This window comes from Amycolatopsis sp. NBC_00355 (genome assembly GCF_036104975.1).
Taxonomy (GTDB): domain Bacteria; phylum Actinomycetota; class Actinomycetes; order Mycobacteriales; family Pseudonocardiaceae; genus Amycolatopsis.
On sequence record NZ_CP107982.1, the window covers coordinates 3,716,179 to 3,735,476 of the forward strand.

At 71.8% G+C, this 19,298-nt stretch carries 22 protein-coding genes; 14 read left to right on the forward strand and 8 right to left on the reverse strand.

All coding sequences use genetic code 11. The features are described 5' to 3' along the window. The first annotated feature begins 43 nt into the window (after nucleotides 1–43). The 4 genes from mgrA (at nucleotide 44) to OHS18_RS16040 (ending at nucleotide 2,991) form a co-directional block, all read left to right on the forward strand. Complete coding sequence (mgrA, locus tag OHS18_RS16025; protein WP_328451799.1) at nucleotides 44–1,072, forward strand: L-glyceraldehyde 3-phosphate reductase; 1,029 nt, start codon at nucleotides 44–46, stop codon at nucleotides 1,070–1,072. 94 nt (nucleotides 1,073–1,166) lie between these two features. Next, nucleotides 1,167–1,832, forward strand: coding sequence for a TetR/AcrR family transcriptional regulator (locus tag OHS18_RS16030; RefSeq protein ID WP_328617589.1), 666 nt, complete (start codon nucleotides 1,167–1,169; stop codon nucleotides 1,830–1,832). Between the two features lie 14 nt (nucleotides 1,833–1,846). Then, complete coding sequence (locus tag OHS18_RS16035; protein WP_328617590.1) at nucleotides 1,847–2,716, forward strand: TIGR03564 family F420-dependent LLM class oxidoreductase; 870 nt, start codon at nucleotides 1,847–1,849, stop codon at nucleotides 2,714–2,716. Beyond that, complete coding sequence (locus OHS18_RS16040) at nucleotides 2,713–2,991, forward strand: cyclic-phosphate processing receiver domain-containing protein (protein ID WP_328617591.1); 279 nt, start codon at nucleotides 2,713–2,715, stop codon at nucleotides 2,989–2,991. Before OHS18_RS16035 ends, OHS18_RS16040 begins: the two co-directional genes overlap by 4 nt. A 72-nt stretch (nucleotides 2,992–3,063) precedes the next feature. Here OHS18_RS16040 and OHS18_RS16045 read toward each other — a convergent pair whose 3' ends face one another. From OHS18_RS16045 to OHS18_RS16060, 4 genes are all read right to left on the reverse strand, one after another. After that, the gene (locus OHS18_RS16045) at nucleotides 3,064–4,284 is read right to left on the reverse strand and encodes a PucR family transcriptional regulator (RefSeq protein WP_328451791.1); all 1,221 of its coding nucleotides are present in this window, start codon (nucleotides 4,282–4,284) and stop codon (nucleotides 3,064–3,066) included. Between the two features lie 138 nt (nucleotides 4,285–4,422). Further along, nucleotides 4,423–4,878 (reverse strand): (2Fe-2S)-binding protein, encoded by a 456-nt coding sequence (locus tag OHS18_RS16050; RefSeq protein ID WP_328451789.1) that lies wholly within the window; start codon nucleotides 4,876–4,878, stop codon nucleotides 4,423–4,425. A gap of 14 nt (nucleotides 4,879–4,892) precedes the next feature. Continuing rightward, nucleotides 4,893–7,130 carry a xanthine dehydrogenase family protein molybdopterin-binding subunit gene (locus OHS18_RS16055; RefSeq protein WP_328617592.1) on the reverse strand — a complete coding sequence of 746 codons (2,238 nt, stop codon included), beginning with the start codon at nucleotides 7,128–7,130 and terminating at the stop codon, nucleotides 4,893–4,895. Between the two features lie 230 nt (nucleotides 7,131–7,360). Beyond that, nucleotides 7,361–7,918: a sigma-70 family RNA polymerase sigma factor gene (locus tag OHS18_RS16060; protein ID WP_328617593.1), complete on the reverse strand. Its 558-nt coding sequence runs from the start codon at nucleotides 7,916–7,918 to the stop codon at nucleotides 7,361–7,363. 31 nt (nucleotides 7,919–7,949) lie between these two features. On the opposite strand from OHS18_RS16060, the gene OHS18_RS16065 reads away from it, so the two are divergent. Further along, complete coding sequence (locus OHS18_RS16065) at nucleotides 7,950–8,690, forward strand: zf-HC2 domain-containing protein (protein WP_328617594.1); 741 nt, start codon at nucleotides 7,950–7,952, stop codon at nucleotides 8,688–8,690. A gap of 29 nt (nucleotides 8,691–8,719) precedes the next feature. Here the strand turns inward: OHS18_RS16065 and OHS18_RS16070 are convergent, their stop codons facing one another. Next, nucleotides 8,720–9,232, reverse strand: a complete 513-nt coding sequence (locus OHS18_RS16070) for a PadR family transcriptional regulator (RefSeq protein WP_328617595.1) — start codon at nucleotides 9,230–9,232, stop codon at nucleotides 8,720–8,722. 90 nt (nucleotides 9,233–9,322) lie between these two features. Between OHS18_RS16070 and OHS18_RS16075 the strand changes: the two genes are divergently transcribed. After that, nucleotides 9,323–9,883: a hypothetical protein gene (locus OHS18_RS16075; protein WP_328617596.1), complete on the forward strand. Its 561-nt coding sequence runs from the start codon at nucleotides 9,323–9,325 to the stop codon at nucleotides 9,881–9,883. Between the two features lie 5 nt (nucleotides 9,884–9,888). Beyond that, nucleotides 9,889–11,187: a carotenoid oxygenase family protein gene (locus tag OHS18_RS16080; protein ID WP_328617597.1), complete on the forward strand. Its 1,299-nt coding sequence runs from the start codon at nucleotides 9,889–9,891 to the stop codon at nucleotides 11,185–11,187. A 4-nt stretch (nucleotides 11,188–11,191) separates the two neighbouring features. Here the strand turns inward: OHS18_RS16080 and OHS18_RS16085 are convergent, their stop codons facing one another. Further along, the gene (locus tag OHS18_RS16085) at nucleotides 11,192–11,932 is read right to left on the reverse strand and encodes a DUF427 domain-containing protein (protein ID WP_328451777.1); all 741 of its coding nucleotides are present in this window, start codon (nucleotides 11,930–11,932) and stop codon (nucleotides 11,192–11,194) included. 101 nt (nucleotides 11,933–12,033) lie between these two features. Between OHS18_RS16085 and OHS18_RS16090 the strand changes: the two genes are divergently transcribed. Further along, the gene (locus OHS18_RS16090; protein ID WP_328617598.1) at nucleotides 12,034–13,233 is read left to right on the forward strand and encodes an ROK family protein; all 1,200 of its coding nucleotides are present in this window, start codon (nucleotides 12,034–12,036) and stop codon (nucleotides 13,231–13,233) included. A 269-nt stretch (nucleotides 13,234–13,502) separates the two neighbouring features. Next, nucleotides 13,503–13,838 (forward strand): hypothetical protein, encoded by a 336-nt coding sequence (locus tag OHS18_RS16095; RefSeq protein ID WP_328617599.1) that lies wholly within the window; start codon nucleotides 13,503–13,505, stop codon nucleotides 13,836–13,838. Here OHS18_RS16095 and OHS18_RS16100 read toward each other — a convergent pair. Then, entirely contained in the window at nucleotides 13,835–14,296 is a 462-nt protein-coding gene (locus OHS18_RS16100; protein ID WP_328617600.1) for a pyridoxamine 5'-phosphate oxidase family protein, read from the reverse strand. The two genes, OHS18_RS16095 and OHS18_RS16100, sit on opposite strands and share 4 nt — an antisense overlap. Between OHS18_RS16100 and OHS18_RS16105 the strand changes: the two genes are divergently transcribed. Beyond that, nucleotides 14,295–14,777: a MarR family winged helix-turn-helix transcriptional regulator gene (locus OHS18_RS16105; protein WP_328617601.1), complete on the forward strand. Its 483-nt coding sequence runs from the start codon at nucleotides 14,295–14,297 to the stop codon at nucleotides 14,775–14,777. The genes OHS18_RS16100 and OHS18_RS16105 overlap by 2 nt on opposite strands. A gap of 51 nt (nucleotides 14,778–14,828) precedes the next feature. Beyond that, a complete protein-coding gene (locus OHS18_RS16110; RefSeq protein ID WP_328617602.1) occupies nucleotides 14,829–15,155 on the forward strand; it encodes a nuclear transport factor 2 family protein in 327 nt (108 codons plus the stop codon). Here OHS18_RS16110 and OHS18_RS16115 read toward each other — a convergent pair. Beyond that, nucleotides 15,152–15,652: a PaaI family thioesterase gene (locus OHS18_RS16115; protein ID WP_328617603.1), complete on the reverse strand. Its 501-nt coding sequence runs from the start codon at nucleotides 15,650–15,652 to the stop codon at nucleotides 15,152–15,154. The genes OHS18_RS16110 and OHS18_RS16115 overlap by 4 nt on opposite strands. A 128-nt stretch (nucleotides 15,653–15,780) precedes the next feature. Here OHS18_RS16115 and OHS18_RS16120 point away from each other — a divergent pair, with 128 nt between their 5' ends. From OHS18_RS16120 to OHS18_RS16130, 3 genes are read left to right on the forward strand one after another with little or no spacing between them, the layout of a single operon-like run. Further along, nucleotides 15,781–16,155: an ArsR/SmtB family transcription factor gene (locus OHS18_RS16120; protein ID WP_328617604.1), complete on the forward strand. Its 375-nt coding sequence runs from the start codon at nucleotides 15,781–15,783 to the stop codon at nucleotides 16,153–16,155. Between the two features lie 9 nt (nucleotides 16,156–16,164). Continuing rightward, nucleotides 16,165–16,893 (forward strand): HAD family hydrolase, encoded by a 729-nt coding sequence (locus OHS18_RS16125; RefSeq protein WP_328451762.1) that lies wholly within the window; start codon nucleotides 16,165–16,167, stop codon nucleotides 16,891–16,893. Beyond that, complete coding sequence (locus OHS18_RS16130) at nucleotides 16,894–19,296, forward strand: glycoside hydrolase family 65 protein (RefSeq protein WP_328617605.1); 2,403 nt, start codon at nucleotides 16,894–16,896, stop codon at nucleotides 19,294–19,296. Nucleotides 19,297–19,298: the final 2 nt, after the last annotated feature.

Sequence of the window (19,298 nt, forward strand, 5' to 3'; positions counted from 1 at the left end):
TACCGGACTGGCGGCCGCGTCCCGGACGGTTAGCATCGGCCGCGTGACCTATGTTGCGGCTTCCGGCCGATACGACTCGATCCCCTACCGGCGCTGCGGGCGGTCCGGGCTGAAGCTGCCCGCGATCTCGCTCGGGCTGTGGCACAACTTCGGCCACGACAAGCCCCTGCAGACCCAGCGCGACATCACCCGCCGCGCCTTCGACCTCGGCATCACGCACTTCGACCTGGCCAACAACTACGGCCCGCCCTTCGGCTCGGCCGAGGAGAACTTCGGGCGGCTGCTGGCCACCGACTTCAAGCCCTACCGCGACGAGCTGGTGATCTCCACCAAGGCCGGCTACGACATGTGGCCCGGGCCGTACGGCGAGTGGGGCTCCCGCAAGTATCTGCTGTCCTCACTGGACCAGTCGCTCGGCCGGATGGGCCTGGACTACGTCGACATCTTCTACTCGCACCGGTTCGATCCCGAGACGCCGCTGGAGGAGACGGTCGGCGCGCTCGACAGCGCCGTCCGCGCCGGGAAAGCGCTTTACGTCGGGATTTCCTCCTACAACTCGGAGCGGACTGCCGAAGCGGCGCGGCTGCTGCGGGAGCTCGGCACGCCGCTGCTGATCCACCAGCCGTCGTACTCGATGCTGAACCGCTGGATCGAGGAGGACCACCTGCTCGACACGCTGGCGGACGTGGGCGCGGGCTGCATCGCGTTCTCGCCGCTCGCGCAGGGCCTGCTGACGGACAAGTACCTGACCGGCGTCCCTGCCGATTCCCGCGCCGCGCAGGGCAAGTCCCTCGACCCGGACACCCTCGACGACGACCGGCTGGGCCGCGTCCGCGCGCTCAACGAGATCGCCGGGCGCCGCGGGCAGTCGCTGGCCCAGCTCGCACTGGCCTGGGCGCTGCGCGACGCCCGTGTGACGTCGGTGCTGATCGGCGCGAGCAGCGTCAAGCAGCTGGAGGACAACGTCGGCGCGCTCGGCAACCTCGACTTCAGCTCCGAGGAGCTGACCGAGATCGACGGCCACGCGACCGACGCGGACATCAACCTCTGGAAGCGGTCGTCGGACGGCTGAGCACCGCCCACCGGGACGGCGGGGTGCCACGCGCCTCGCCGTTTTCCCGGCCTGACGTTTGACCAGATTTCGTATTCGGTCATACGATGGTCGTATGCCTCCTGCCGAAGACCGCGCCGAACGGGCCGAGCGGATCCTCGACGCCGCCGCCGGGCTGCTGCTGCGCGCCGGGTACCGGCGCACCACGATCGAGGACGTCGCCGAGCGGGCCGGCGTCGGCAAGGGGACCGTCTACCTGCACTGGAAGAACCGCGAGGAGCTGTTCCTGGCCGTTCTGCTGCGGGAGTCCGTCCGCAGCATCGAAGACCTGGTGCGGGCCATGGAGGCCGACCCGCTCGCGGCGCGGCTCGCCACACTGACCGAGGTCCAGTACACGAACGTGCTGGCCCGCCCGCTGCTGCGCGCCGGGTACGCCGACGACACCGACACGCTCGGCAAGCTCCTGCCGAAGCTGCACGACAAGCTCGACCCGCGCCACGACGAAGCGTTCGTCGAGTACCTCGAGCTGCTGGCGGAAAACGACCTGCTCCGCGCCGACCGGCCGGCCCGCGAACTCGCCGTCGCCTACCGGGCGGTGCTGCACGGCTTCCTCGTCGGCTCACCCCCGCCGGCGCCCGCGCTGATCGCCGACACCGTCGCCCACGCCTTCGAGCCGTTGGCCGTCTCCACGAAGCAGCTGCGTGCCGTCGCGCCGCGGGCCATCGCGCTGTTCACCGAATCCGTCGCGCTCGACCGTAAGCGGCTCGAGCGGGCTTACTAGAACTGGGGACAGAGATGCGCACCGGAATCCTGATCGACGAACTCGGCGTCGGCTTCGACGCCATGACCGCGCAAGCGCGCGAAGCCGCGAAGCTCGGCTACCAGACCCTCTGGCTGGCGCAACGCGGCGGCTGGGACGCCCTCACCGCGCTGCCCGCGCTCGGCGCCGCCGCACCCGGGATCGAGCTGGGCACCTGCGTCGTGCCGACCTACCCGCGGCACCCGATCACCATGGCCGCGCAGGCGCTGACCGTGCAGGCCGCCACCGGGGTGCCGGTCCACCTCGGGGTCGGGCTGAGCCACCGGTACATCGTCGAGCACGAGTTCGGCTACTCCTACGACCGCCCGCTGCGGCACCTGCGCGAGTACCTGCAGGCTCTGAACCCGGTGCTGCGCGGGGAAAAGGCGGACGTCCACGGCGAGACGCTCACCGCGGCGGGCGGCGTGAACGCGCCGGGCGCCGGGCGGCCGTCCCTGCTGGTCGGCTCGGTGAGCCCGAAGTCGACGCGACTGGCCGGCGAACTGGCCGACGGCGTGATCACGACGTGGGCCGGGCCGCGGGCGATCGGCGAGTTCGTGGTGCCGGCGCTGGGTGCCGCGTCGCGGATCGTCTCCGGGCAGCTGATCTGCGTGACGTCCGAAGTGGACGAACGGCGCGCCTGGGTCGAGCAGACGTACGGGGCCGCCGCGAGCGTCCCGGCGTACCGCGCGGTCCTGGACCGCGACGGCTACGCGAAGGCGTCCGACAGCGCGATCATCGGTGACGAGGAAACCGTACGGCGCCAGGTGAAGGCGCTCGAAGACGCCGGCGCGACCGAGCTGCTGGTGATGCCCTTCGGCCCGGCCGAGGACCAGGCCCGCACGCGCGAACTGCTGGCCTCGTGAGCCGCCTCTGGGTCGACGACCTCCGCCCGGCCCCGGACGGCTGGACCTGGGCGAAGACGAGCGCCGAGGCGCTCGAGCTGCTCGCGGCGGGCGAGTTCGCCGCGATCTCCCTGGACCACGACCTCGGCGGCGACGACACGACCCGCCCGGTCGTGCTCTGGCTGTGCGAACACGACCGCTGGCCGCCGGTGGTGCACGTCCACACCGCGAACCCGGTCGGCCGCGACTGGCTCACCGGCATGGCCCGGCGCTACGGCCCCGGCGTCCGCCCCTGACCCCGCGCCCCGCCGAAACCTGTGAAGTCCGTGTGAGGCGACGCATCTTTCCTAGCGAAAGTGACGACCGGGCTAGCGCGGCGCGGGGAGGTGGGTCGCCTCCGGGAAGAGGTTCAGGGCCCGCAAAGCCGCGCCCAGCTCGGCGATGTCCGCCGGGTCGGTCAGGGAGCGGCCCAGCTCGTCGGTGACGCGGCGCAGGCGGTGGCGGATCGTGTTGGGGTGGCAGAACATCCGCTCGGACGTCAGCTTCGTCGAGCCCTGGCAGTCGAACCACGCGCGCAGCGTCAGCAGGAGCACGTTCCGGTCATCGCCCGGCAGGTCGAGGATCGGCTGCAGCACGTGGTGGGCCAGCTGGACCGACGCCTCCGGCGAGCTGGCCACCAGGCCGGCCAGCGGCGATTCGGTGAACTGCACCAGCGACGGCGTGCCCGGCGCCAGGCTCGACAGCGCCACCCGCGCCAGGTGCAGCGCGCGGGCGGTGTGGGCGAGGCCGGTGAACACCGGGCTCATCCCGACGCGGCCCACCGGGTGCTCGCGGACCAGGTCCACGATCGCCTTCGACGCGCTCGGGTCGCGCAGGGACACCACGCCGACCTGCAGGTCCGGGCTCAGCCGCCAGGCGGACGCGTGGTGCAGTCCGCGCAGCCGCTGCTCGATCTGCGGCAGCGGTTCCTGGCCCAGCCGCGGGGTTTCCGCGGCGACCACGACGAACGTGCCGTCCAGCGAAAGATCCAGCACACGGGCGATGTCCCACAGCGTGCCCTCGGTCGCGGAGCCGCCGGCGAACAGCGCCTCGACCAGCGCCGAGCGCCGGTTCTGCTGCGCCACCAGGACTTCCGCCGTCGTGTCCCGATAGGACGTCGTGAGCGCCTCGGCGAGGTCGTCGATGAGGGCCCAGATCGCCGTCGTCGCGGCGACCAGCCCGGCCAGATCCTGCGACGAGCCGCGGGCGGTCAGGTCCACGAACCGGTGCCAGACCTCGGTCAGCCCGATCCGGTAGGCCCGCAGCAGCTCCGGCAGCGGCGCGCCCTGCAACGCGCGGGCCCGGCCGGTCGCGCGGGCCTGGGACAGGTCCGGGACGCCGGTCCCGCGCAGCGTCCGCAGGGCGTGGTCGAGGTTGGCGCGCACCGAGTTCCGCAGCTCCGCGGGGGGCACGAACCGGGCGTCGCGGTACACCGGCATCTCGGCCCGGATCCGGGCGACGGTGCTCTCGATCAGCTCCGGCAGCTTCCGCTCGACCTCGGCGGCCAGCGTCGAGACGGCGGACGCCAGCTCTTCGGCCTGGTCGTGCATGGTGCCTCCGCGTCCCCCGGCCTCCTCGTCGAGGCCCGAGACCGACATCTAACCCGAAGGCACGCACCACGATCGGGTGAACATATGCCAAGATCCGCGAATGCGGAGATCCTTTTGTAGAACCTCCGCATCCGCGGGTCACATCTTGGCGGCCGCGCTCTTGATCGCCTCCCGGATCCGGAAGTACGTGCCGCAGCGGCAGACGTTCTGGATCGCGTCGATGTCGGCGTCCGTCGGGTTCTTCGTCTTCTTCAACAGCGCGACGGCGGCCATGATCTGGCCGGGCTGGCAGTAGCCGCACTGCGCGACGTCCTGCTCCAGCCACGCCTCCTGGACCGGGTGCAGGTTCTCGCCGTCGGCCAGCCCCTCGATCGTGGTGACCTCCTTGCCCGCGCAGTCGGAAACCGGCGTGACGCAGGGGTTGAACGCCTCGCCGTCGAGGTGGCTGGTGCAGGCCTTGCAGACGTTGATGCCGCAGCCGTACTTCGGCCCGCGGACCTTGAGCTTGTCGCGCAGCGCCCACAGCATCGGCAGGTCGGCCGGCGCGTCCACGGTGACGGTCTTCCCGTTCACCACGAAGGTGTAGTTCGGCATGGTGGGAACTCCTGTCAGCGCGGGAACGGGTCGAAGTCGACCGGGAACGTGATCGGGAAGCTGCGGGGCTTGATCCCGGTGGCGCGGGCGTAGGCGTTGGCGATCGCGCCGACCGGCGCCGGCAGGCCGAGCTCGCCCGCGCCGCCGATGTCGTCGCCGGTGGCCGGCATGACGTGCACCGTGACGTCCGGCGGCGAGTTCTTCTGCCGTGCGTAGTGGAACTGCGAGTAGCTGCCTTCCAGCGGCAGGCCCTTGTCGATGTGCAGGCCCGCGGTGAGCGTCGTCGAGATCGCGTCGGTCAGGCCGCCGAGCATCTGCGCCTGGATGCCGCGCGGGTTCACCGGCTTGCCGACGTCCACCGCGATGGTGGCCTTGGTGACGCGCGGGTACTTCGGGTCGCGCGCGTCCAGCTCGACCAGACAGGCCGTGAACGACTTGTACTCGCCGTGCACCGCGATGCCCTGGGCGAAGCCCTTCGGCATCTTCTTGCCCCACTCGCCGAGCTCGGCGACCTTGTCGAGCACCGCGCGCTGGCGGTCGACCTTGATGAACTCGCGGCGGAACTGCACCGGGTCCTTGCCGAGCTTCGCGGCGATCTCGTCGACCATGATCTCCTCGGCGCCACGGGTGTTCGCCGAGTACACCGAGCGCCACGCCGAGGTGTGGAACTTCAGCGGTACCTCGTTGAGCAGCTGCGTGGTGACGCCGAAGTTGTACGGCGACTTGATCGTCAGCAGGAACACCGTCTGCGCGAAGCTCAGGTTCCCGGCGACCGGCAGCTGCGCCGCGAACGCCGTGAGGATCTCGCCGAGGCCGTGGCTCCAGTCCGTTTCGACGCTGGCGACGCGGTGCTCGAAGGTGAGCACCTGCCCGAGCGCGAAGGTGGCGCGGATCTTGTGGTGGCTCGCCGCGCGCGCCCGGCCGTGGCGCATGTCGTCGATCCGGCTCCACATGAGCCGGACGGGCTTCTTCATCGCCTGCGAGATGTGCGCGGCTTCCAGGGCGGCGTCGAAGAACAGGCGCCGGCCGAAGGATCCGCCGCCCTGCTGGACGTGCACCGTGACCTGGTTCTCCGGCAGCCCCAGCTCCTGCGCGATGGTCTGCTTCGCCACGATCGGCGACTTCAGCCCGGCCCAGATGGTCGCACTGCCGTCGCGGACGTCGGCGACCGCGGAGTTCGACTCCATCGGCGCGTGGCTGGCGAACGCGAAGTCGAACTCGCCGTCCACGTACTGCGTCAGCAGCGGCGGCACGACGAACGGCAGCGTGGCGTCGTGCAGCTTCTTCTTGATGGTCTCGTTGTTCTCGCCGTCGACCGTGCCCGGGCCCCAGGTGACGTCGAGCGCCTCCTTGCCGTCGAGGGCCTGGCCGAACGTCTCGGCCATCACCGCGACGCCGGTCTTCACGACGGCGATGTCGATGATCCCCGGCATCGCCCGCACCGCGGCTTCGTTGTTGACCTTCTTGACGGTGCCGTTGATCGTCGGCGGGCGGCGCACCATCACCGGGTTCGCCCCCGGGACGTCGAGGTCGAGGGTGTAGACCTGCTGGCCGGTGACCATCGCGCGGGCGTCCTTGCGCGAGGTCGGCGTGCCGACCAGGGTGTGCGCGGACTCGGCTTTCGGCTGCACCACACCGATGCTGAGCCCGGAGCGGGACGCCGGCCCGGCGAGCGTGCCGTAGCCGGCCTTGCGACCGTCCGGCGCCCACACCGCACCGTCGCGTGTGGACAGTCGCGACGCGTCGGTCCCCCATTGCGCCGCGGCCGCGGCCACCATCCGGGCGCGCGCGGCCGCCGCGGTGGCGCGGACCGGGTCGTACAGCGAGCGCATCGTGTTGGAGCCCCCGGTGAGCTGGTTGAACAGCAGCTCGGTGCGGGCGTCCGCGAGCACGACGTCGACCCGGTCGAGCGGCAGGTCCAGCTCCTCCGCGACGAGCATCGCGTTCGCCGTGGTGATGCCCTGGCCGACCTCGCAGCGCGGCAGCTGCAGCCGCGCCCGGCCGTCGGCGGTCATCTCGAGCACGAGCAGCCCGGCGGTCGGCACGCCCGACAGTGTCAGGACGTCGCCGAGGTCGAGGATCTCGGCGGGCTGCGGCAGGGTCGGGATCGAGGCTTCGGCCACGGCCGGCGCGACGGCGTCCGCGGTGAGCTTCGTGGCGATGGTGAGCGTCGGCGCGGCGACGAGGTAGGTCAGGAAGCGGCGGCGGCCGACCTGCCCCGGGTCCGCGGGTTCGGTGGTGGGACTGGCCATCGGGAATCCCTTCGGGGGCTCCGGGGTTGCGCGCTTCACGGCGACGCGAAACGGAGCGGCGTGGTGGGGAGGCGGGGACCTCGTGACCCGGGTCACGCTAAGCAGGCGTTGTCAGGGCGTCAACGCGGCGTAGTCGTGTCCGCTCATCTCTGTGACGAGATGACACCAGAAGCGGCCGAATGTGTGCGCCGCCACAGTGCCGGACGGACCAAGCGGGTGCGCCGGGTGGGTCAGCCGGTGCCGGAGCCGCGCTCGCGGCGGGCCTGGACCAGGTCTTCACGGGCCCGGGCGACGCGCGAGCGGACGGTGCCGACCGGGCAGCCGCAGACGTCGGCGGCCTCGGCGTAGGACAGGCCGAGGACCTGCGTCAGCACGAGCACCTCGCGCCGCTCGGGCTCCAGGCCGTCGAGGAGCAGGCCCAGTTCGACCAGGTCCTCGAAGCCCGCCGAGGTACCGCGGCCGCGTTCGGCGGCGGCTTCCCAGTCGGTGTCGGCGATCTTCGGCCGGGCGCCCGCGGCCCGGAGCTGGTCGACGACGACCCGGCGCGCGATCGACAACAGCCACGTCCGCGACGACGAGCGTCCCGCGAAGCGGTGAAGGCTCCCGAAGGCGCGGAGGTAGGTCTCCTGCGTCAGGTCGTCGGCCTGGGACGCGTCGGTGAGGTGGGCGAGGAAGCGCCAGACGTCGGCCTGGGTCGCGCGGACCCACTCCTCCAGCGCGCGGCGATCGCCACGGCCGGCGGCCAGCGCCAGCGACGTCGCGCGCTCGTCGTCCTCACCCCGGGTCATGTCCGGGACGCTAGCAGTCACCGGGAACCTCGTGGCCTCCTCGCCCGACTACTGGGAGGTGAGGTGCGAAGAATGCCGCGAAGGGCTGTCGGCCAGGCTCGACGGCGAGACCGAGCCGGGCCCGCCGGGCGCGGTCGACCGGCACCTCGACGGCTGCGCGGCGTGCCGGGAGTGGCTCACCGGCGCGGAGCACCTGCGGCGGGCGATGCTGCTGCGCCCGGCGCCGCGCGTCCCGGACCTCACGGCGTCGATCCTCGAGCGCACCCCGTCGCCGGCCGGCGACGGCTGGGGCGTGCGGATCGCACTGGCCGTGGTGGCGCTCGCCCAGCTCGGGCTGGCGTTCGCGCAGCTGCTGGGCACGGCGGACGCGCACGAGGGCATGGCCCTGCCCGGGCACCTGGCGCACGAGAGCGGCGCGTGGAACCTGGCGGTGGGCATCGGGCTGCTGACGGCGGCGCTGCGCCCGCGCACGGCGGGCGGCCAGCTGCCGTTGCTGACCGGGTTCGTCGGGGTGCTGTTCGCGCTGTCGGCGGGCGACCTGGTGACCGGCCAGGTGACGGTGGCCCGGCTGGCGACGCACGTGCTGGTGGTGCTGGGATTGGTGCTGCTGTACGCGGCGCACCGAGGTCACCGCGACCGCACCGCACCCCTCCCGGCGGCGACGGCCGGCGACGACGTCACGACACGCGGGTCCACTGTGGACACCCCGGCGGCGCCCCGGCCGCGGTCCCGCCCCTTCCGCCGCCCGGCCCACGGCCGCCGCGCCGCCTGACCCGAGCAGTATAGGGCGTTATACGGGGGTTACCCGATCTGCTTGACGGCCCACTCGGACCACTCGCGGCTCATCGCCGAGAAGCGCTTGCCCCACTCCAGGACCAGGCGGCCGTACTGGGCTTCGTTGTCGTCGCCCCAGTCGATGGACGCCTCCAGCGCCGTGAGGCGTTCTTCGCGCTCGCGGCTGTTCTCGCCCATGTACTCGATGAACTCCTTCGCCTTCTCCGGCGACACCGAGCCCAGGAAGTAGACGCGCAGCAGGACCTCGTTGCGCGGGGACCGGTTGGGTTTGACCTCGACCAGCCAGTGCCGCAGCTCCACGCGGCCGTCCTCGGTGATCTCGTACTCCTTGCGCCCGCGCGGTCCCTCCGCGAGCACCCGGATCAGACCGGCCTTCTCGAGCTTGCCGAGCTCGCCGTAGAGCTGGCTCTGGGTCGCCGCCCACACGTTGGACATCGCCTGCTCGAAGCGTTTCAGCAGGTCGTAACCACTGGCCGGCGCCTCGTCCAGCAGCCCCAGCACGGCGTGTCGAAGACTCATGACCCCATCCTACCTTCCACTCTTGACATGTCCAATGATGACCCTCTAACTTCGACATGTCACAGTCGGAACGTCGTGGGGAGACCGGCCATGAACTACCTCAAGAGCTTCATCCCGTGGATCGCCTTCGCGGTCGTCGCGACGCAGTTCGACTGGCGCTGGTCGGGCCTGACCGGGCTCGTCCTGGCCGCCGTCCTGCTCGTTGTGGCCCGCCGCGAAGGCCGCAAGCCGGGCACGCTGATCATCGAGCTGAGCGCGCTGGCCTTCTTCGCGCTGCTCACGGTCGTCGCGTTCAGCTTCCCGGCGTCGCCGCTGAAGACCTACACCGGCGCGCTCACCGACGCCTGGCTGGCGCTCACCGCCTGGGGCTCGATCCTCGTGCGCCGCCCGTTCACCCTCGGCATCGCCAAGACGATGACGCCGCCGGAGCTGTGGGACAACCCGGTCTTCAAGCGCGTCAACCTGGTCATCACCCTCGTGTGGGCCGCGAGCTTCACGGTCACCGGCCTCGCCGGCATCGCGCTGCTGAACTACGCCCCGCACGCGACGGCGGCGCTGATCGCGCTCAAGGTCCTCGGCTTCGCCGTCCCCGTCGCCTTCACCATCCGCTACCCGCGCATCGTCCGCGCCCGCGCGCAGAAAGCCGCGTGATCACCATGACCACCACCGACTTCCACCTCACCGGCGCCTACGCCCCCGTCCACGACGAGCTGACGGCGTTCGACCTGCCGGTGACCGGCGCGCTGCCGCCCGAGCTGACCGGCTGGTACCTGCGCAACGGCCCCAACCCGCGCACCGGCAGCAAGCACTGGTTCACCGGCGACGGCATGCTCCACGGCGTCCGCCTCGAGCACGGCCGCGCCGCCTGGTACCGCAACCGCTGGGTCCGCACCGAAAGCTTCGGCGACGACGACGCCACGCTCTACAACGCCGACGGCACCCGGAACCTGCGCACCAGCACGGCCAACACGCACGTCGTCAACCACGCCGGCCGGACGCTCGCGCTCGTCGAGTCGTCGCTGCCGTACGAGATCACGACCGAGCTGGACACCGTGGGCGCGTACGACTTCGGCGGCGAACTGGCCGACTCGATGACCGCGCACCCGAAGATCTGCCCCACGACCGGCGAGCTGCACTTCTTCGGCTACGGCAGCATCACCGCCCCGCACGTGAGCTACTACCGCGCCGACGCGAGCGGGAAGCTCGCCGTCCGGCAGCCGATCGACGTGCCGGGCCTGACGATGATGCACGACTTCGCGCTCACCGCGTCCCACGCCGTGTTCTACGACCTGCCGGTGGTGTTCGACCGGGCGTCGGTCGGGCAGGGCATGCCCTACCGCTGGGACGCCGGCTACGGCGCGCGCCTCGGCGTGCTGCGCCGCGACGACCCGGCCGGCGGCGTCCGCTGGTTCGACGTCGAACCCTGCTACGTCTTCCACACGCTCAACGCGCACGACACCGCCGACGGCCGGATCGTGGTGACCGTCGTCCGCTACGACCACCTGTGGTGGGAGGGGCACGAGCCGTCACCCGGCGTGCTGTGGCGCTGGAGCCTCGACCCGGCGACCGGGCGCGTCACCGAGGAGCGCCTCGACGACCGGCCCGCCGAGTTCCCGCGCATCGACGACCGCCTCGCCGGCTCCGACGTCCGGTTCGGGCACGTCACGCAGAGCGGCCGCGACGGCGAGCAGAGCTTCCTGCGCCGCCACGACCTGCACACCGGCGCCGTCGAGCAGCACGTCTTCGCGCCCGGGCGCACCCCCGGCGAGGCCGTCTTCGTCCCGGCCGGGAGCGGCGACGGCTGGCTGCTCACCTACGTCTACGACGCCGCCGAAGACCGCAGCGACCTCGTGGTCTTCGACGCCGGGGACGTCGCCGCCGCGCCGGTCGCCGTCGTCCACCTGCCGCAGCGCGTGCCGGCGGGGTTCCACGGGAACTGGCTGCCGGACGCGTGAGCGGTCAGGCGAACTTGGTCCTGGGCCGCTCCTGCAGGACGCCGTCCACGTAGACGTCGACCTTCTCGTCGAGGAAGGCGACCAGCCCGGCGACGCGCGTGCTCTCCGGCAGCGGCGTCGGATAGCTCCAGGCGAGGTCCTCGTGCCCGGCCACCGAGAAGTACTCCGTCGCGCCCTTGTACGGGCAGTGCGTCACGGTCTGGGTCTTCTCGAGCAGGTCCATCCGGACGTCCACGCGCGGCAGGTAGTACCGGGTGGGCAGGTTCGTCTCGAACAGCAGGTGCGGGCGGACGGTGTCGGCCACGGTCACGCCGTCGACCTCGATCCGGACGTGCCGCGAGCTGGGCAGGATGTCGACGCGCACCCCGGGATCGCGGGGGTGGGTGAAGATCTGCTCGTCCTCCTCGAACCAGTCGAAGGCGGCGAAGTCGAACCGCACGTGGCCGCGCAGCTCCTCGATGGGCGAATCCGGGTACTCCAGCGCGCCGTCCACCGCCTCGGACCCGGCAACCTTTATCGTCGACCGGACACCTTCCCCCCGGCTGGGCGAGTGCGACGTCCGGCCGGAAGGGGTGAGCAGGCCGCTCTCCACGTCCGCGCGTGGGAAGTAGTACGTGGGGTAGTACGGGACTTCCCACACCAGGAGGGGGTGCACCGTGTCCGCGACGGCCTGCCCGCCGAGGAACACCCGAACCCGCTTCGCGCCTTGTGCCACGCGGACGCGCCCGCGTACCGGAGTGCTCATGGTCGCTTCAACGGACCGGATTCCGGCGGAATTCCCGTCCCCGGCGGCGGCACGGTGATTAGGTTGGCGATGAGCACGAGGACGACAGGAGGCGGGCACGGGTGGCCGGCGTAGAAATCCCCACGGTCGGGACCCCCGCCGGGATGCGGAAGATCAACCAGCGCGCGGTGCTGGACCTGCTGCGGCGCAGCGGCCCGGCGACGCGGCCGCAGGTCGCGAAGGACACCGGGCTGTCGAAGCCGACGGTCAGCCAGGCGCTGCTGGCGCTCGAGGCGGCCGGCCTGGCGCGCCCGACCGGGCACACCTCCACCGGCACCGGACGCTCGGCGGTGCTGTACGAAGCCGACCCGACCGCGGGGTACGTCCTGGGCGTCGACATCGGCCGCGAGCACATCCGCGTCGCCGTGTCGGACCTCGGCCGGACGCTCGTGGCGCGCCGCGACGAACGCAACTCCGCCCGCTCCGGCGCGGCGCTGGTCGCCGCTGTCGGCCGGATCGCCGCCGACGCCGTCGCCGAGGCCGGGCTGACGGCGGGCGACATCGTTGTCCGCGTCGTCGGCTCCCCCGGCGTCGCCGACCCGGACAAGCGCTGCTTCCGGCACGCGCCGAACCTGCCGGGCTGGGGCCGGGCCGGGCTGATCGACGACCTCGAGGCCGCGCTGGGCCCGGACCTGATGGTCGAGAACGACGCGAACCTCACCGCCGTCGGCGAAGGCGAAAGCGGCGCCGCGCGGGGGGTGTCGGTGTTCGGCTGCATCACGATCGGCACCGGCGTCGGCATGGGCATCATGGTCGACGGCCGGGTGTTCCGCGGCGCCACCGGCGCGGCGGGCGAGATCGGCTACCTCCCGTACGGCCGCACGCGCGCGTCCGACTCCCCGGGCCTGCCGCCCACCCGCGGCCACCTGGAGGAGGCGACGGCGGCGCAGTCGGTCGTCCGCGGCGCCCGCGAACTCGGCCTGGGGACAGCGAAATCGGCCCGCGAGGTGTTCCGCCTGGCCCGCGAAGGCGACGAGCTGGCCCGCCGCGCGGTGGAGACGGAAGCGGATCGCCTGGCGTACACGGTGGCCTCGGTGGCGGCGGTGATCGACCCGGAACTGATCGTCCTGGGCGGCGGCATGGGCACGGCGGCAGACCTGCTGCTGGAGCCGATCGACCGCGCGTTGCGCGCGTTCACGCCGCTGGTCCCGAAGGTGGTCCAGGGTGAGCTGGGCGAGGACGCGGTCCTGACGGGCGCGATCAGCGTGGGGCTGCGGGCGGCCGAAGGCCTGGTCTTCGACCGCCGTGTCGGGGCTGCCTGACTTTCACAGCCGTGAGGGGCACCCTCAGGACTTTCCAAGCCATGAGGGGCACCCCCAGGGACATATAAGCCATGAGGGGCACTCAGGACTTTCAATGTCGTGAGGGGCACCTTCAGGGACACATAAGCCCTGAGGGTGCCCTTCACGGCCATGCGGCGATCTCGGAGCCGCGCGCTCGGCCGGCGCGACACCCGGTCCGCGACACCCCGGTCCGCGGTGCCCGGGATGGCGGTAGCCGATCGGCGGGACCGCCTGCGACCGTGGACTCCATGGATCCGGAGGCCGATCCGCTCGCTCTGTTCACGCTGTCCCCGCAGCGCGAACCCCTGGCCGCGTTCCGAAACCGGCTCACCCACCACCGCCCGGCCGAGACGCCTCCGGGGCCGCCGCCGACCTGGCGCCGGGCCCACGCCGGGGATCGGGGCCGGACCACGGCGGGCACCGTGCACCTCGTCACCGGCGACTGGCTGCCCGCCTGCGGCACCGGCCTCAACGGCTGGGACTACCGCGGGCTGCGGCCGACCGACGACGAAGTGACTTGCGGCCGGTGCGCCGCGCGCGACGCTCGGAACCGGCCGCCCAAAGGACAGTTGACGCTGTTCTAAGCCGCGCGCCAGGCTTCGCCGCCCGTCGAGATCCGCCAGGGTGTCAAGCGCAGCACCGTGATCTTCGGGTCCAGGTGGTCCTCGCCGCCCAGGATCTTCGGGTTGTAGCCCAGCGGCTCCGGCGTCGACTCGAACAGGTCCCACAGGTACTTGCGGGTCGCCTCGTCGTCGGCGAAGTCCGCCCGGCACTCCGCGACCGCGACCTCGTGCTGCGGGTCCCAGTACGAGCACGACACGTACGGCGACGCCGTCAGGTGCGCGACCTTCAGCGGCGTCGGGCGGGTGAACAGCCGGCCGGACAGGCCTTCCGGCGTCCGCTCCCAGATCGGGTGGACGACCCGGGACCGCGGCCGGCCGCGGCGGTCGACCGTCACCATCGTGCACCAGACGATCCGGTGCGCCACGCGGACGAACCCTTCGGCCAGCTCTGCCGGCACTCTGCTAGATTCCACAACCATGGTTGTGCATCCTACGGCAGACGGCCTCGATCTGTCACTCACCGCCCTCTTCGCGGGCTGGGCCATGACCGACGAGGTCCAGCGGCGGCTGGCCGAGCGGGGCTTCGGAGACCTGCGCTTCAACGACGGCGTCGTCATCCAGCACGTCCTGGCCGCGCCGCTGTCCATCACCGCGCTGGCCGAGCGGATGGGGGTGACGCAGCAGGCCGCGTCGAAGGCCGTCGCCGACCTCGAACGCCGGGGCCTGGTCCGCCGCGAGCCCGACCCGGCCGACGCGCGGACCAAGCTCCTGCACCTCACCGAGCACGCGCTTCACGCGGTCGAAGCGACACGCGCGCTCCGCAAAGAGCTCCAGGAGGAACTGGTCGCGGACTACGGCGCCGAACGCGTCGAGGACGCCCGGAAGCTCCTGGCGTCGGTCATCGCGCGCTACGGCGGCGGCGACGCCATTCGCGGCCGACGGGTCCGCCCGCCGCGGTGATTACCCGCGGCGTAATCGACGGCCACGCCCGGAAAGCCGACCATGAACGCCATGAGCGAAACCCGCGAAATCGTCGTCGAATGCCTGGAGAACCTGTTCGTGCGTAAGGACATCGACGCCGCGAAAGCCGTCCTGCACCCCGATTTCGTGACCCACAGCCCCGGCCTCCCCTCGGGCCGTGACGCGTTCGCCGACGCCGTGAAGAACTCGCCGCTCATGGGCGGGACCACGACGATCGAGCACGTCGTCGCCGAGCACGACCTCGTCGTGGCCCACCTGCGCGTGCAGCTGCCCGGAAGCACCTACGCCGTCGTCGACATCCTGCGCGTCGAAGGCGGCCTGCTCGTCGAGCACTGGGACGTCAAGGAAGCCCGCTAGCGCGTGATGACGCAGGTCCCCGACGCCGTCGCGAGCAGCTTCCCGTCGGCGTCGCGGATCTCGCCCTCGGCGAAGGCGATGCGCGATCCCTCCTTCACGACGCGGCCGGTCGCGCGGATCTCGCCGCGGCCGGCGTGGATCGCGCGCAGGTAGCTCACCTTGAGCTCCACCGACGAGTAGCCGACCCCGGCCGGCAACGTCGAGTGCACCGCGCAGCCGACCACCGAGTCCAGCATCGTGGCCGCGACGCCGCCGTGCACCATGCCGATCGGGTTGTACATCGACTCGTCCGGCTCGATGACCGCGACGACCTCGCCGTGCCCGATGCTTTCCCACCGCATCCCGAAGTGCGCGGCGATCGGCGGGCCGGGGATGCGGCCCTCGGCGATCGCCGTCAGGTACTCGAAACCCGTCATCGTCAGGCCGAGCCGGGCCGTCGCCAGCGGGTCCTGCCAGGTGATCGTCTTCGAGCGGGTCTCGGCGGCGACATCGGTCATCTTCGGCTCCCAGGAACTATGACAAGCGTCTTAACGCCAGCCTCGCCCGGCCACCCCGATGCCGTCAAGCCGCGCGTGACCCAGGCCACCGGTGGTCGGCCCGGACCGCAGGTGGAATCATCCCGGGAGTGAGCACCGACCCCGGCCGCAAGCTGATCGACCCGGAGCGGGTGGCCGCGGCGGCCGACGGGCTCGGCGACCGCGCCGTCATCGACGAGTGGGCCCAGCGCTTCTCCGTCGTCGCCGACCCCTCGCGGCTCGCGCTGCTCGTCTCGATCCACTACGCGCGGGAGATCAGCGTCACCGACCTCGCCGCGGTCACGGGCATGACGGACACCGCGGTTTCGCAGGCCCTGCGGCTGCTGCGGGCGCACGGCCTGGTCACCACGCAGCGCACCGGCCGGGTGGTGCGCTACCGGCTCGCGGACGCGACCGTGCACGAACTCATCCATCGGGTGCGGCCCCACCCCGAAGAACCCGCGAACGACGGCGATGACCGGTAGCGTGCGGGCATGACGGGATTGCCGGAAACCATCACCGCGTGCCTTTTCGACCTCGACGGGGTGCTGACCGGAACAGCGGTTCTCCATCGTGAGGCCTGGAAACGGACATTCGACGAATTTCTCCGCGCCCGCGACGGCGCCGGGTTCCAGGAGTTCACGGACAAGGACTACGCGACCTATGTGGACGGCCGCCCCCGCGCCGACGGGGTGCGTGAATTCCTGAAGTCGCGCGGGATAACGCTGCCGGAAGGCGATCCGGACGACGCGGTCGACGCCCCGACCGTCAACGGCGTGGGCAACCGCAAGAACGAGCTGGTGCTGAAGATCATCGACGAGCGCGGCGTGAGCCCCTACCCCGGCTCGATCCGCTACCTCGACGCCGTCAAGGCCGCCGGGCTGCGGATCGCCGTGGTGACATCGTCGGCGAACGGTGCCAAGGTGCTCGACGCGGGTGACCTGAGCAAGTACGTCGAAGCCCGCGTCGACGGCCTCACCATCCGGGAGCGGCACCTCAAGGGCAAGCCCGCGCCGGACTCGTTCCTGGCCGGCGCCGAAGCCCTCGGGGTCAAGCCCGCAAACGCCGCCGTGTTCGAGGACGCCCAGTCCGGCGTCCAGGCCGGAAAGGCGGGCGGGTTCGGGTACGTCGTCGGCGTGAACCGGGCCGACCAGGCCGAAGAACTGCGCGCGCACGGCGCCGACGTCGTCGTCGACGACCTCGCCGAACTGCTGGAGGACTGAATGAGCGACGAACCACGCGGGTACGAGTGCTCGCCGTGGGAACTGCGGTGGCGCGGCATGGACGTCGACGCCCTGCAGCGCACCGAATCGGCTTTCGCGGTGTCGAACGGGCACATCGGGCTGCGCGGCACGCTCGAGGAAGCGGAACCGCGCGGCCTGCCCGGCACCTACCTCAACGGCTTCTACGAGGAGCACGGTCTCCCCTACGCCGAGGCGGGGTACGGCTACCCCGAAGAGGGCCAGACCGTCGTCAACGTGACCGACGGCAAGATCATCCGGCTGCTGGTCGAGGACGAGCCGCTCGACATGCGCTACGGCGCGGCCACCGCGCACGACCGGGTGCTCGACTTCCGCCGGGGCACGCTGACCCGGACGACCGAGTGGTCCTCGCCCACCGGACGCCGGGTCCGGGTGCGCACCGAGCGGATGGTGTCGTTCACCCAGCGCGCGATCGCCGCGATCCGCTACGAGGTCGAGCCGCTCGACGAGGACCTGCAGCTGGTCGTGCAGTCCGACCTGCTGGCCAACGAGCCGATCGAGTCCGACACCCGGGACCCGCGGGTGGCCGCGGCGCTGGAGTCGCCGCTGGTCGGCGAGTTCCACCGCGCCACCGACTACAACGCCGTGCTGGTGCACCAGACGCGGCGCTCCGGGCTGCGGATGGCCGCGGCGATGGACCACAAGATCGAGGTGGACGACGGGATCCGCGCCCGCATCCACGCCGAAGAGGACCTCGCGCGGCTCACCGTCGCGGTCGACGTGCCCAAGGGCGGCAAGCTCCGCATCACGAAGTTCCTCGCCTACGGCTGGTCGGCGCAGCGCTCGGTACCCGCGCTGCGCTCGCAGGTCGAGGCCGCCCTGGCGGGCGCCCGCCAGACCGGCTGGAAGGGCCTGGTCACCGAGCAGCGCGCGTTCCTCGACGAGTTCTGGGCCACGTCGGACATCGAGATCGACGGTGATCCCGAGCTGCAGCAGGCCGTCCGGTTCGCGCTGTTCCACCTGCTGCAGGCCGGGGCCCGCGGGGAAAGCCGGGCGGTCGCGGGCAAGGGCCTCACCGGCCCGGGCTACGACGGCCACGCGTTCTGGGACACCGAGTCGTTCGTGCTGCCGGTGCTCACCTACACCATGCCGGACGCGGCCCGCGACGCGCTCCGCTGGCGGCATTCCACAATGGACAAAGCCCGGGAACGCGCGCACCAGCTGGGCTTGCGCGGCGCGGCGTTCCCGTGGCGCTCGATCAACGGCGCCGAGTGCTCGGCCTACTGGCCGGCCGGCACGGCGGCGTTCCACGTCAGCGCGGACATCGCCGACGCCGTGCTGCGCTACCTCAACGCGACCGGCGACGAGGAGTTCGAGCGCGACTACGGCGTCGAGCTGCTGCTGGAAACCGCGCGGCTGTGGGCATCGCTCGGCCACCACGACCGGCACGGCGCGTTCCGCATCGACGGCGTCACCGGCCCGGACGAGTACTCGGCGGTGGCGGACAACAACGTCTACACGAACCTGATGGCGCGCCGGAACCTGCTGGCGGCCGCGGATTCGTGCGCGCGGCACCCCGACATCGCGGCCCGCTTCGAGGTCGACACGGTCGAGCTCGACACGTGGCGGGCCGCCGCCGCGGCGATGTACCTGCCCTACGACCGCGAACTCGGTGTGCACCCGCAGTCGGAGGGGTTCCTCGACCACGACGAGTGGGACTACGAGGGCACCGACCTCGCGCACTACCCGCTGCTGCTGCACTTCCCGTACTTCGACCTCTACCGCAAGCAGGTCGTGAAGCAGGCGGACCTGGTGCTGGCCCTGCACATGTGCGGGGACTCGTTCAGCATGGAGGAGAAGGCGCGCAACTTCGCCTACTACGAGGCCCGCACGGTGCGGGACTCGTCGCTCTCGGCGGGCACGCAGGCCGTCGTCGCGGCCGAGGTCGGGCATCTGGAGCTGGCCTACGACTACCTCGCCGAGGCCGCGCTGACCGACCTGCACGACGTCCACAACAACGTCCGCAACGGCCTGCACATGGCGTCCCTGGCCGGGGCGTGGCAGGGCGCGGTGGCCGGGTTCGGCGGGCTGCGCGACCACGGCGGGGCGCTGGCGTTCGCGCCGCGGCTGCCGCCGCAGCTGGACCGGATCACCTTCCGCCTGATGTTCCGCGGCACGCGGTTCCAGGTCGAGATCGATCCCGACCAGGCGACCTATCACGTGCTGGCCGGCGAACCGCTGGAAGTGGTGCACCACGGCGAGCGGATCACCATCACCGTCGAACCCCAGCGGTTCGCGATCCCGAAGATCGACGCGGGCGATCCGCCGCGCCAGCCCCCGGGCCGCGCGCCGATGCGGCGTGACACCTCGAAGCTGCGTCAGTTCGCGGAACCGTCGAACCCGATCACCGCCGAAGGCCGCTGACC

Coding starts and splice junctions, on each gene's coding strand:
- OHS18_RS16030 (WP_328617589.1), top strand. CDS start 1,167: ATGCCTCCTGCCGAAGACCGCGCCGAACGGGCCGAGCGGATCCTCGAC.
- OHS18_RS16035 (WP_328617590.1), top strand. CDS start 1,847: ATGCGCACCGGAATCCTGATCGACGAACTCGGCGTCGGCTTCGACGCC.
- OHS18_RS16045 (WP_328451791.1), bottom strand. CDS start 4,284: ATGCACGACCAGGCCGAAGAGCTGGCGTCCGCCGTCTCGACGCTGGCC.
- OHS18_RS16050 (WP_328451789.1), bottom strand. CDS start 4,878: ATGCCGAACTACACCTTCGTGGTGAACGGGAAGACCGTCACCGTGGAC.
- OHS18_RS16055 (WP_328617592.1), bottom strand. CDS start 7,130: ATGGCCAGTCCCACCACCGAACCCGCGGACCCGGGGCAGGTCGGCCGC.
- OHS18_RS16060 (WP_328617593.1), bottom strand. CDS start 7,918: ATGACCCGGGGTGAGGACGACGAGCGCGCGACGTCGCTGGCGCTGGCC.
- OHS18_RS16070 (WP_328617595.1), bottom strand. CDS start 9,232: ATGAGTCTTCGACACGCCGTGCTGGGGCTGCTGGACGAGGCGCCGGCC.
- OHS18_RS16075 (WP_328617596.1), top strand. CDS start 9,323: ATGAACTACCTCAAGAGCTTCATCCCGTGGATCGCCTTCGCGGTCGTC.
- OHS18_RS16080 (WP_328617597.1), top strand. CDS start 9,889: ATGACCACCACCGACTTCCACCTCACCGGCGCCTACGCCCCCGTCCAC.
- OHS18_RS16085 (WP_328451777.1), bottom strand. CDS start 11,932: ATGAGCACTCCGGTACGCGGGCGCGTCCGCGTGGCACAAGGCGCGAAG.
- OHS18_RS16095 (WP_328617599.1), top strand. CDS start 13,503: ATGGATCCGGAGGCCGATCCGCTCGCTCTGTTCACGCTGTCCCCGCAG.
- OHS18_RS16105 (WP_328617601.1), top strand. CDS start 14,295: ATGGTTGTGCATCCTACGGCAGACGGCCTCGATCTGTCACTCACCGCC.
- OHS18_RS16100 (WP_328617600.1), bottom strand. CDS start 14,296: ATGGTTGTGGAATCTAGCAGAGTGCCGGCAGAGCTGGCCGAAGGGTTC.
- OHS18_RS16110 (WP_328617602.1), top strand. CDS start 14,829: ATGAGCGAAACCCGCGAAATCGTCGTCGAATGCCTGGAGAACCTGTTC.
- OHS18_RS16115 (WP_328617603.1), bottom strand. CDS start 15,652: ATGACCGATGTCGCCGCCGAGACCCGCTCGAAGACGATCACCTGGCAG.
- OHS18_RS16125 (WP_328451762.1), top strand. CDS start 16,165: ATGACGGGATTGCCGGAAACCATCACCGCGTGCCTTTTCGACCTCGAC.
- OHS18_RS16130 (WP_328617605.1), top strand. CDS start 16,894: ATGAGCGACGAACCACGCGGGTACGAGTGCTCGCCGTGGGAACTGCGG.